The organism is Janthinobacterium sp. BHSEK (assembly GCF_056174685.1).
Genome location: NZ_JBWBYV010000017.1, coordinates 14970 through 26508 on the forward strand (window position 1 = coordinate 14970; position 11539 = coordinate 26508).

Sequence of the window (11539 nt, forward strand, 5' to 3'; positions counted from 1 at the left end):
ACAATGCCGAACTCCACCATCCCAGTCATCGCCATCGACGGCCCCACCGCTTCCGGCAAGGGCACGGTGGCGCACCGCGTGGCCGACAAGCTGGGTTTTCATTACCTGGACTCGGGCGCGCTGTACCGGCTGACGGCCTTGAGCGCGCTGCGCCGCGGCACGGACTTGCGCGACGAGCACGCGCTGGCCAAGCTGGCTGAACACTTGCCTTGCCACTTTGCCAATGGCGAGATCCTGCTGGCGCAGGAAAACGTCACCGAGCACATCCGTGCCGAGGAAGTCGGCAACACGGCGTCGAAAATTGCCGTGTTGCCAACGGTACGCCAGGCCCTGGTCAGCTTGCAGCTGGGTTTTCGCAAGACGCCGGGCCTCGTGGCCGATGGGCGCGACATGGGCACGGTGATTTTCCCGCATGCCCAATTGAAGGTGTTCCTCACGGCCAGTGTCGAGGCGCGCGCGCAACGGCGCTACAAGCAATTGATAGACAAGGGTTTTTCTGCTAATATGGAAGACCTTCTGATGGATTTGCAGGCGCGGGACGAACGTGATACTCACCGTGCGATTGCGCCGCTGGTCCCCGCTGAAGGGGCGCATGTCCTCGATACGTCGGAAATGACGGCAGATGATGCCGTTGAAGCCGTGTTGAAATGGTATGCAGCTGCAGCAAAATAGCGTGTTGTTGTGCTATGTGGTGCCCGTTGACGGCTCCTGGCCTGTCCGGGTGTGTCAAAAACCTAACCCAGTTTAAGTCGCATCGTGCGATCTCTGCTGGATAACCTGTGTGAACCCTATGTCTACTGTTACAACTAACGAATCTACCGGTATGGAAAGTTTTGCTGCGCTCTTCGAGGAATCGTTGTCGCGTCAAGATATGCGCTCCGGCGAAGTTATTTCCGCTGAAGTCGTGCGCCTCGACCACAATTTCGTGATCGTGAACGCTGGCCTCAAATCCGAAGCATTCATCCCTGTCGAAGAATTCAAGAACGACCACGGCGAACTGGAAGTCAAAGTTGGTGACTTCGTTTCCGTGGCGATCGAATCGCTGGAAAACGGTTTCGGCGATACCATCCTGTCGCGCGATAAAGCCAAGCGTCTGGCTTCGTGGCTGGCTCTGGAAAAAGCGATGGAATCGGGCGAAATCGTCGTCGGTACCGTCAATGGTAAAGTCAAAGGCGGTCTGACCGTGTTGACCAACGGCATCCGCGCATTCCTGCCGGGCTCGCTGGTTGATACCCGTCCTGTCAAAGACACCACCCCATTCGAAGGCAAGACCCTCGAATTCAAAGTGATCAAGCTGGATCGCAAGCGTAACAACGTGGTTCTGTCCCGCCGCGCCGTCATCGAAGCTTCGATGGGCGAAGAGCGTCAGAAACTGATGGAAACGCTGAAAGAAGGCACGGTCGTGACCGGCGTCGTCAAAAATATCACCGACTACGGCGCGTTCGTGGATCTGGGCGGTATCGATGGCCTGCTGCACATCACCGACCTGGCATGGCGCCGTGTACGTCACCCGTCGGAAGTACTGACGGTTGGCCAGGAAATCACCGCCAAGGTCCTGAAGTACGATCAAGAGAAAAACCGTGTTTCGCTGGGCGTGAAACAACTGGGCGACGATCCTTGGACCGGTCTGTCCCGTCGTTACCCACAAAGCACCCGTCTGTTCGGTAAAGTAACGAACCTGACCGACTACGGCGCGTTTGTTGAAGTGGAACAGGGTATCGAAGGTCTGGTACACGTTTCCGAAATGGACTGGACAAACAAAAACGTTGCTCCTAACAAAGTTGTCCAACTGGGCGACGAAGTAGAAGTGATGGTTCTGGAAATCGACGAAGAGCGTCGTCGTATCTCGCTGGGCATGAAACAGTGCAAAGCCAATCCATGGGACGACTTCGGTGTTACCCATAAGAAAGGTGACAAAGTCCGCGGCGCGATCAAATCGATCACCGACTTCGGCGTGTTCATCGGCCTGGCCGGCAACATCGACGGTCTGGTGCACCTGTCCGACCTGTCCTGGACCGAAACCGGCGAAGAAGCCGTGCGTCGCTTCAAGAAAGGTGACGAACTGGAAGCCATCGTTCTGGCCATCGACGTTGAGCGCGAGCGCGTTTCCCTGGGCGTCAAGCAACTGGAAGGTGACCCATTCAACAACTTCGCAGCCATGAACGACAAAGGCTCGCTGGTAACCGGCACCGTTAAATCGGTTGAGCCTAAAGGCGCCGTGATCCAACTGTCCGAAGAAGTCGAAGGCTACCTGCGCGCTTCCGAAATCTCGCGCGACCGCGTTGAAGATGCTGGTACGCACCTGAAAGTCGGCGACACCGTCGAAGCAATGGTGTTGAACATCGACCGCAAAGCCCGTGGTATCCAACTGTCGATCAAAGCGAAAGACAACGTGGAAACCCAGGAAGCCATGCAGAAGATGGCAGCTACCGACAACAACGCAGCTTCGGGCACCACCAGCCTGGGCGCCTTGTTGAAAGCTAAGTTCGATAACAAGAACTAAGACTTCGCGGATACTGGCAGATGACAAAGTCCGAGCTGATCAACCGCCTCGCTGAGCGTTATTCTCAGCTGGTGGCGAAAGATGCGGAGTATGCCGTCAAGACCATTCTCGATGCGATGACCAACGCCCTGGCGACTGGTCAGCGTATCGAGATCCGCGGTTTTGGCAGTTTTGCCCTGAACAGCAGGCCCCCGCGCATCGGCCGCAACCCGAAGTCCGGCGACAAGGTGATGGTTCCTGAAAAACGGGTACCCCACTTCAAACCGGGCAAACAGTTGCGCGAGCGGGTGGACGCGATGGTCGGGCAACCGATCATCGAGGATTAATCGTCTGCTGGAAGGCGACATAAAGAGCGGCGTCCTTGGATGCCGCTTTTTTTTGTTAATATGCTGTAGAGCACTGCTCAAACCTACTGCGCGTCGCGCTTTGCGGCCGGCGATGCTCACCGTACTTCAGTACGGTTGCGCTTCTTGGCCACAAATCACTGCCGCTCGCTACGGTTTGATCAGCACTCTACGTTTGTGCCATGTGGCACGGGCATTTTTTTGTTCACTCTGGACCTATCGATGAAAATCATCTCCACCATCGTTGGCTGTGTTCTTTTCGTCCTGTTCTTCAGTTTTGCACTGAAGAATGCGCAGGTTGTCGACCTGCATGTTTTCCTCAATTATGAAATTCGCGGCCCCCTGGTCCTGATGCTGCTGGGCTTTTTTGTCGCCGGCGCCAGCCTGGGCGTATTGGCCCTGACGCCGACCGTGTTCCGTCACCGCCGCGAAGCGAGCAAGCAAAAAACCACCATTGCCGCGCTGCAGACCGTTGGCGTGGCCAGCAATGTCCAGCCGCAACCGGACAGCGTGAGCGCGCAGTAAGCGCCGCCGTCGCTCCTATCTCTCTTACTCGAATAAAAACAATCGCATGGATTTTGAACTCTGGTGGCTCTTGGGTATCCCCGTGTTTTTCGCGCTGGGCTGGATTGCCGCGCGCGTGGACATTCATCAACTGGTGTCCGAATCGCGCAGCCTGCCGCGCAATTACTTCAAGGGCTTGAATTTCCTGCTCAATGAGCAGCACGACAAGGCCATCGACGCCTTCATCGAAGTCGTCAAGCTGGACCCGGAATCGGCCGATATGCACTTTGCGCTGGGCAACCTGTTCCGCCGCCGCGGCGAAACGGAACGCGCCATCCGCGTGCACCAGAACTTGCTGGCGCGCCCGGACTTGCCGCTGGAACAGCAGGGCCACGCCGCCTACGAGCTGGGCATGGATTACCTGAAGGCGGGCTTGCTGGACCGCGCCGAAGAAACCTTCAACAGCCTGGTCGACACGCAATATGCGGCCCAGGCGCGCCGCGCGCTGCTGGAAATCTACCAGCGTGAAAAGGAATGGCCACGCGCCATCGAAGCGGCCGTGGGCTTGCAGGAATCGGGCGCCGGCGCGCGCCAGAAGGAAATCGCCCAGTTCTATTGCGAACTGGCGCATGACGCGCTGGTGCACATGAAGCCGGACGACGCCATGCCGCTGCTGGAAAAAGCCCTGCAGACGGACCGCAAGAGCGTGCGCGCCACCATTCTGACGGGCGACGTGCTGCTGGCGCGCGGCGACGTGGAAGGCGCGCTGACCACCTGGCGCCGCGTGGAGCAGCAAAGCGTGCCGCACGTGGCCCTGGTGGCGCAGCGCCTGATGGATGGCTACACCAAGGTGGGCCGCGCGCAGGAAGGCGTCAACCTGCTGCGCTCCTACCTGGAAGAGGCGTCGTCGATCGACCTGATCGAAGTCGTCTTCAAGGCCGTCATCGAGCTCGACGGCGTGGAAGCGGCGAAGCAGCTGGTCAGCGCCGAGCTGCGCCGCACGCCGACCCTGCTGGGCCTGGATAAGCTGCTGGAAGCGCGCATGATGGATGCGCCTGCCGCCATCTGGTCGGAACTGTCGATGGTGAAAAACCTCGTGCACGGCTACACGCAGAAGCTGGCCCGCTACCAGTGCAGCCATTGCGGCTTCAAGGCGCGCCAGTTCTACTGGCACTGCCCTGGCTGCAACAAGTGGGAAACCTACCCGCCGCGCCGCACAGAAGAACTTAACGTCATGAACTGATTCGTACACGTCACCTTGCCCTGAGCAATGTGGCGTGTACTTCTATGTAAGACCTGCTTTTTATCCATACGGTACATCCATGAAAATCACTATTATCGGCACCGGCTATGTTGGCCTCGTGACCGGCGCCTGCCTGGCGGAACTGGGCAACGACGTCTTTTGCCTCGACCTGGACGCACAGAAGGTCGCCTTGCTCAACAGTGGCGGCATCCCCATCCATGAACCTGGCCTGGAAGAAGTCGTGGCGCGCAACCGCGCCGCCGGGCGCATGACCTTTTCCACCGACGTCGAGGCCGCCGCCGCGCACGGCGCGATGCAATTCATCGCCGTCGGCACGCCGCCCGATGAAGACGGCTCGGCCGACCTGCAATACGTGCTGGCGGCCGCGCGCGGCATCGGCAAGTACATGACGGACTTCAAGGTCATCGTCGACAAGTCGACCGTGCCCGTCGGCACGGCCGAAAAAGTGCGCGCCGCCATCCAGGGCGAACTCGACGCGCGCGGCGTGGCCGCCACGTTCTCGGTGGCGTCGAACCCGGAATTCCTCAAGGAAGGCGCGGCCGTCGAAGACTTCATGCGTCCGGACCGCATCGTCATCGGCGTCGACGCCACGCCGGATGGCGAGCGCGCGCGCGAATTGCTGAAAAGCCTGTACGCGCCGTTCAACCGCAACCACGAGCGCACCTACTGGATGGATGTGCGCTCGGCCGAATTCACGAAATATGCGGCGAATGCCATGCTGGCCACGCGCATCTCCTTCATGAATGAGCTGGCGAACCTGGCCGACAAGGTGGGCGTCGATATCGAGGCCGTGCGCCACGGCATCGGTTCCGACCCGCGCATCGGCTACAGCTTCCTGTACGCCGGTTGCGGCTATGGCGGTTCCTGCTTCCCGAAAGACGTGCAGGCGCTCGAGCGCACGGCGCGCGGCCACGGCCAGGAATTGCTGATCCTGCGCGCCGTCGAAGCCGTCAACGACCAGCAGAAGCAGGTGCTGGGACGCAAAGTGGTCACTCGCTTCGGCGAAGACTTGACGGGCCGGCATTTCGCCGTGTGGGGCCTGGCCTTCAAGCCGAATACGGACGACATGCGCGAAGCGTCGGCCCGCGTGCTGCTGGCCGACCTGCTGGGACGCGGCGCCAGCGTGGCCGTGTACGACCCCGTCGCCATGGCCGAGGCGCGCCGCGTGCTGCAGCTCGATTTGACTCCGGCGCAATTGGCCAGGGTGCGCTTTGCCGACAGCCCGAAGGATGCGCTGCAGGACGCCGATGCGCTGGTCATCGTGACCGAATGGAAAGCCTTCCGCAGCCCCGACTTCGAGCAGGTCAAGGCGCGCCTGAAGCAGGCCGTGATCTTTGACGGGCGCAACCTGTTCGAGCCGGCCGTCATGGCCGAGAATGGCATCGAATACCACGGGATCGGTCGCTCGATCCTGACGCGCGCATGAGCGCCCAGGAGGTGGTCGCCTTGACGGCGCCGGCCGCGCTGGCCCAGGTACGCCTGCTGGTGGTGGGCGATGTGATGCTGGACCGCTATTGGTTCGGCGACGTCAGCCGTATTTCGCCGGAAGCGCCCGTGCCCATCGTGCGCATCGAGAAGCGCGAGGAGCGCCTGGGCGGCGCGGCCAACGTGGCGCGCAACGCGGCCGCGCTGGGAGCGAAGACGAGCTTGCTGGGCGTGGTGGGCGACGACGAGGCCGGCAGCCAGGTCGAGCGCCTGCTTGAGGGGGGCGGCATCCACAGCTATCTGCAGCGCGATGCGGCCATTTCCACCATCATCAAGCTGCGCGTGATCGGCCGCCAGCAGCAGATGCTGCGCATCGACTTCGAGGATGCGCCCAGCGATACGGTGCTGCGCGACAAGCTCAAGCAATTCAATGCCCTCTTGCCGCACTACGACGTGGTGATCCTGTCGGACTACGCCAAGGGCAGCCTGGTGAACGTGGCCGAGATGATCAAGGCGGCCCGGGCGGCCGGCAAGATCGTCATGGTCGACCCGAAAGGCGATGATTTCAGCCGCTATACGGGAGCGTCAGTGCTTACTCCGAATAAATCGGAACTGCGCCGCGTGATCGGCAACTGGAGCACGGAAGAGCAGCTCACGGAACGCGCGCAGCAGATGCGCGCGCAGCTGGGCCTGGACGCCTTGCTGCTGACCCGTTCCGAAGAAGGCATGAGCTTGTACACGGCCGACGAGGTGCTGCACATGCCCACCGATGCGCGCGAAGTGTTCGACGTCTCGGGCGCCGGCGACACGGTGATCGCCACCATGGCGGCCATGCTGGGTGCCGGCATGGGCCTGGGCGACGCCGTGCGCACGGCCAACCGGGCCGGCGGCATCGTCGTCGGCAAGCTGGGCACGGCCACCGTCACCCGCGACGAGCTGTTTCCGCAGTAATTATGCTGTATCGCCTGCGCCGGCCTGTTTGATCTGGCGCAGGTTCTCCCACCGTTCCGCCGTCCCGTCTTGTCAACCGTATCACGTCCCAGCCGTTAAAGCCGTTAAGGCGCTGCTCTTCCCTTGCGTTCGAGTCATCTTGAAACCACATCACGGAGAGATACCCATGTTCAAAAAAATACTGCTGGCCATCGCCACCTTGATCGCGACGATGGGCTTTGCCTTTGCCCAGGTCGATGTCAACAAGGCGGACCAGGCGGCACTCGACAGCGTCAAGGGCATCGGCCCCGTCACGTCGAAAGCCATCATCGATGAGCGCGCCAAGGGCGGCGCCTTCAAGGATTGGGCCGATTTCGAAAGCCGCGTGAAGGGCATCGGTCCGAAAAGTTCCGTAAAGCTGTCGGAAGCGGGCTTGCAAGTGAATGGCCAGGCCAAGTCCGGCGCGCCCGCGGCGCCCGCGACGGCGGCGAAAGCTGCGCCGGCAAAAGCTGCTGTGAAGGAAGTTGCAGCGAAAGAAGCCGCACCGAAGCCAGCTGCTGCGACCGACACCGCTGCGGCGCCGGCCAAGACAGCCGCTGAAGCGAAAAAAGAAGCTGCTGCCGCGAAGAAAGAAGCCAAGGCTGCCGCCGCTGCCGCCAAGAAAGAAGCCGCCGCGGCCAAGGTGGTGCCCGCCGCCGCGCCTGCCGCCGCCGATGGCGCCGCGCCAGTGAAGACGGCCGCCGAAGCGAAGAAGGAAGCTGCCGCTGCCAAGAAAGAAGCGAAGGCTGCTGCCGCTGCCGCGAAGAAAGAAGCGAAACTGGCTGCCGCCGAGGCGAAGAAGGCAGAAGCAGATAAAAAGTAAGCGTGTTGCTGTAAGGCGTGTTGCGTGGTGGTGCCGCGCAGCACGACAAGAAACCCCCGCGTGGTACCGGCCGCGCGGGGGTTTTTTTATTCTGCAGCCTGGACTTCTTGCTTGCCGGTGTGCCGGAATGGCGCAGCCAGTTGCCCCGCCAGCGTCTTTGGCATGGGAGCCTCGATGCCGCAGGCGGCCGGCCAGGCGCGCGGCAGGTGATATGTGCCGAACAGCCGGTCCAGCAGGGGCAGGGTCGAGGCGTAGTTGCGGTTGATGTGCTCGAATTTGCTGTGATGCCAGTGGTGGAAGGCGGGCGTGGCTACCAGCCATTCCAGCGGGCCGAAGCGCCAGCGCAGGTTGGCGTGGATGAAGAAGCCCCAGACGGTACCGATCAGCAACAGCAGCACGGGTGCGGCGCTGCCTGCCGCACCGGGGCTGGCCAGGCCCAGCAGATACAGGGGTGTCAGGCCGAACAGGCGCGTGACGACCATGTCGACGGGATGGGTGCGGGTATTGGCGAGGAAATACAGCTGTTCCGTGCTGTGGTGTACGGCGTGGTAGCGCCACAGCCATGGAATTTCATGGCTGAGCCTATGCCCCCAGTAAGTGCCGACTTCGCCAATCAGCAAGCCCAGCACGAGCTTGCCCCACAGGGGCAGGATAGACAAGGTGGCGGGAATGGCGTCTGGCAGCCAGCGCTGGCCAGCGACGGCGGCCAGGGCCAGCGGCACGGCCAGCAAGGCGGCCGGCAGCAGGCTGCTGATGAAATAAAAACCCAGGTCGCTGAACAGTTCCGTGCGGGAACGCCCCGCACGGGGTTGGCCAAAGAAGCGCTCGAGCGGCACGAAGAGCGCGGCCAGCAGCACCAGCCACAGGCTCAGGCGCAGTACATCGACGACGATGCCAGGCAAGGTGGTCAGCAGGCTCATTTGATTCCGTCAAACAATGGCAAAGTGTCGCTGTCTCAGGCCGCACGGGCCGTCTTGCGGCGGCGCGTCATGAAAGCCAGCAAGCCCAGGCCGCCGATCAGCATGCCCCAGGTCGACGGTTCCGGCACGGCCGAGACCAGCGACACGCCATCGAGCAGCATGAACGGCGGCGCGCCCGTCGGGCTGCCCTTGGCCATGAACGACAGCAATTCGCTGCTGTTCGTGGCCGTGAAGGTCATGCTGGCCTGGTGCCAGCCCGTGAAGCCCTGGCTGACATTGGCCAGGGATGCCGTTTGCTGCTTGCTGCTGCCCAGCGCAACGTCCCAGTAATTGATGGGATTATCGCCGCGGAAACCCACTTGCTGGCCAGCGCCGTACGAAAAGCTCAGGACGTAGGCCTGGCCGGCCACCAGGCCGCTCACCTGCTGCGTGACGGGGCCAGGAAAATAATCCCAGTCGGCGGCCAGCACATTGCCGCCCGTGGGGCTGACGCCCAGGCCGTTTTGCGGGCCGCGGCCGCTGTAGGAGTTCGGTCCCCACAGGGCCAGCGCCGTCGCGGCGTTGGTGTCGTCGATGTTGTTGCCGTTCAAGACGAAGTTATAGCCCTTGCTGGACCAGTCGCTCAGGTAGGTGCGGTCGTCGCGGGCGTATGTGCCTTCGTTCAATTGTTTCGAGGTGCCGTTACTGGTCAGTTCAAAATCGCCATTCTTGACCAGGTTGGTCGTGGCGGCCTGGGCGGCAGTGACGCACAGGGCGGCGGCCAGCGCCAGCAGGGTAGATGTTTTACGCATATACAGCTCCAAAAGGGACAGGGTCGTGTTGCAGTCTGTCGGCGAGCTTTTGGCCAACGTTGGATTCAATCGCGGAAGGGGCGAGAAGGGTACTTCAGGGACAGCGGCGGTGTCTCGTTGACGCCATTGACGCGATTATAGCAGCGTTTGGCAAAACGGCATCTAACATGTCTCGAAAACAACAAATATTTTTAAGTGGCAACCTTGTCAGGATTAACGTTTTTATATGCCATGCGCCTCTACAGCTGCGACTCGATCGGCAGCCAGCGCATCACGGATATCAGCAGGCGGCGCCAGAAGCCCGTTTCAGGGTCCTGTGTCCACACTTTAGCGGGCTGCTCGGTGGCGTCGGCCCAGCGCAGGGCGCCGTTGTCGAGGAACAATCGATAGCTGGTGTCGCTCGCCGTCGAGTGCAGGAATAGCGCGCGCATGTCGGCCGCCAGCGCGGCATCGTCGAACAGCACGCCCATTTCCGTGTTCAGCTGGGCCGAGCGGGGATCGAGGTTGAAGGAGCCGACGAAGCCCCGCTGGCCATCGACCACCACGGCCTTGGTATGCAGGCTGGCGCGGCTCGACCCCATCAGGCTGATGCGCTTGCGGTGCTGGGTCTTCAATTCAAACAGGGCGACGCCGCCATCGAGCAGCGCCTGGCGGTAGCGCGCATAGCCCGCATGCACGAGGGCCACGTCGGTGGCGGCCAGCGAGTTGGTCAGCACCTGGACCTGGACGCCGGCCGCGACTTTTTCGCCCAGGCTCTGCGTCAGCGCCGCGCCGGGCACGAAATAGGGCGAGGTCAGCAGCGCTTCTTCGCGCGCGTCCGTCAGCAGGGGCAGCAAGCTGTGCATGAGCCAGTGCTCGCTGCGCTGCAAACTGGCCATGGGCGCGGCTTTTTCCGGCGGGTCCGACAATACCTTCACCTGCGCGCTCCAGTGCAGGCGCAGGCGTCCGTCCAGGTGCGCCTGCAACTGGCCCGCATCGGTCAGCTGGCGCAGATACGGCGAGGCGCCCAGCTCGCCCGTGAGGGCATCGAGGCGGGCGCGCACAGCCTGCAGTTCCGGCGCGCCTGCATCCTTGCCGGCGTGCAAGGCGCCGATGGGGAGGACGGCGCGGCTGTTCCAGAAGCGGTCGAAGATGTCGCTCGTCTGCTGGACGGCGGGGCCCACCAGCAACAGGTCGGCATCCTGGAAATTGACTTGCTCGGCGGCGTCAAAATATTCATCGCCGATATTGCGCCCGCCGACGAGGGCGACCCTGCCGTCGACGATCCAGGCCTTGTTGTGCATGCGCCGGTTCAGGCTGACGGCGCGCAGGGCCATTTCCACGGCGCGCAGCCAGATGCCGTCGCGGTTGCGGCTTGGATTGAAGATGCGCACGTCGATCAGCGGATGGCTGTCGAGCGCGAGGATGGCGGCGTCCTGGCCGCGCGCATTGATATCGTCGAGCAACACGCGTACGCGCACGCCGCGGTCGGCCGCGCGCAGGAGTTCGCGCACCAGCAGGCGTCCCGTGACGTCGTTATGCCAGATGTAGTACTGCAGGTCGATGCTGCGGCCCGCTTCGCGCGCGCTCAGTGCGCGCAGGGCGAACGCTTCCAGATTGTCGTCGATCAGGGCCGTGCCGCTCTGGCCCGGGCGTTGCGCCAGCTGCGGCGCCAGCACACGGTCGAGCAGGGTGGCATCCGTCGCCACGGGCAAGGCCGTGCCCGGCGCGCCCAGTGAGCGTTCGGCGAAGCGCCCGTAGCTGTACAGGGCAGCGATGCTGAGCACGGCAAACAAGGTGGCCAGCAACAGCAATTTGACGAGCATGCGGCGCACCGTCAGCGGAGCGCGCGCAGGCTGCGGCGTGCGGGATGGAGGGCGGTCTGGCGCATGCTGTGTCTTTCGTGAGCGACGGGGAGTGGCCGATTGTAGCAGTTTCTACAATGCACGATTTTCGACCTGGGACATCCTTGCTTGCCGTCAAAAATGCGAGAATGATCACTTGTTAATGATCGGGA

11 protein-coding genes are annotated in these 11539 nt (G+C 62.2%); 8 read left to right on the forward strand and 3 right to left on the reverse strand.

Annotated features, from left to right (window positions below):
* Positions 1–3 precede the first annotated feature (3 nt).
* From cmk to AC0V2Y_RS08010, 8 genes are all read left to right on the forward strand, one after another.
* The gene (gene cmk, locus AC0V2Y_RS07975) at positions 4–672 is read left to right on the forward strand and encodes a (d)CMP kinase (RefSeq protein ID WP_475415707.1); all 669 of its coding nucleotides are present in this window, start codon (positions 4–6) and stop codon (positions 670–672) included.
* 118 nt (positions 673–790) lie between these two features.
* Entirely contained in the window at positions 791–2503 is a 1713-nt protein-coding gene (rpsA, locus tag AC0V2Y_RS07980) for a 30S ribosomal protein S1 (RefSeq protein ID WP_071650172.1), read from the forward strand.
* Positions 2504–2523: 20 nt separating this feature from the next.
* A complete protein-coding gene (locus tag AC0V2Y_RS07985; protein WP_008446215.1) occupies positions 2524–2829 on the forward strand; it encodes an integration host factor subunit beta in 306 nt (101 codons plus the stop codon).
* 240 nt (positions 2830–3069) lie between these two features.
* Positions 3070–3372 (forward strand): LapA family protein, encoded by a 303-nt coding sequence (locus AC0V2Y_RS07990; protein WP_077400759.1) that lies wholly within the window; start codon positions 3070–3072, stop codon positions 3370–3372.
* A gap of 46 nt (positions 3373–3418) precedes the next feature.
* Positions 3419–4594: a lipopolysaccharide assembly protein LapB gene (gene lapB / locus AC0V2Y_RS07995; RefSeq protein ID WP_034782020.1), complete on the forward strand. Its 1176-nt coding sequence runs from the start codon at positions 3419–3421 to the stop codon at positions 4592–4594.
* Between the two features lie 79 nt (positions 4595–4673).
* Positions 4674–6041 carry a UDP-glucose dehydrogenase family protein gene (locus AC0V2Y_RS08000; protein ID WP_475415706.1) on the forward strand — a complete coding sequence of 456 codons (1368 nt, stop codon included), beginning with the start codon at positions 4674–4676 and terminating at the stop codon, positions 6039–6041.
* Positions 6038–6991 carry a D-glycero-beta-D-manno-heptose-7-phosphate kinase gene (rfaE1, locus tag AC0V2Y_RS08005; RefSeq protein ID WP_475415705.1) on the forward strand — a complete coding sequence of 318 codons (954 nt, stop codon included), beginning with the start codon at positions 6038–6040 and terminating at the stop codon, positions 6989–6991. The genes AC0V2Y_RS08000 and rfaE1 overlap by 4 nt, the downstream gene beginning before the upstream one ends.
* Before the next feature lie 166 nt (positions 6992–7157).
* Positions 7158–7832: a ComEA family DNA-binding protein gene (locus AC0V2Y_RS08010; RefSeq protein WP_475415704.1), complete on the forward strand. Its 675-nt coding sequence runs from the start codon at positions 7158–7160 to the stop codon at positions 7830–7832.
* A gap of 86 nt (positions 7833–7918) precedes the next feature.
* Here AC0V2Y_RS08010 and AC0V2Y_RS08015 read toward each other — a convergent pair whose 3' ends face one another.
* The 3 genes from AC0V2Y_RS08015 to AC0V2Y_RS08025 all read right to left on the reverse strand — a co-directional run bounded on the left by AC0V2Y_RS08015 (position 7919) and on the right by AC0V2Y_RS08025 (position 11348).
* Positions 7919–8752 carry a sterol desaturase family protein gene (locus tag AC0V2Y_RS08015; protein WP_475415703.1) on the reverse strand — a complete coding sequence of 278 codons (834 nt, stop codon included), beginning with the start codon at positions 8750–8752 and terminating at the stop codon, positions 7919–7921.
* A 35-nt stretch (positions 8753–8787) separates the two neighbouring features.
* On the reverse strand, positions 8788–9543 hold the full coding sequence (locus AC0V2Y_RS08020; RefSeq protein WP_475415702.1) for a PEP-CTERM sorting domain-containing protein: 756 nt from the start codon (positions 9541–9543) through the stop codon (positions 8788–8790).
* Positions 9544–9782: 239 nt separating this feature from the next.
* Positions 9783–11348: a phospholipase D family protein gene (locus AC0V2Y_RS08025; protein WP_475415701.1), complete on the reverse strand. Its 1566-nt coding sequence runs from the start codon at positions 11346–11348 to the stop codon at positions 9783–9785.
* Positions 11349–11539 lie beyond the last annotated feature (191 nt).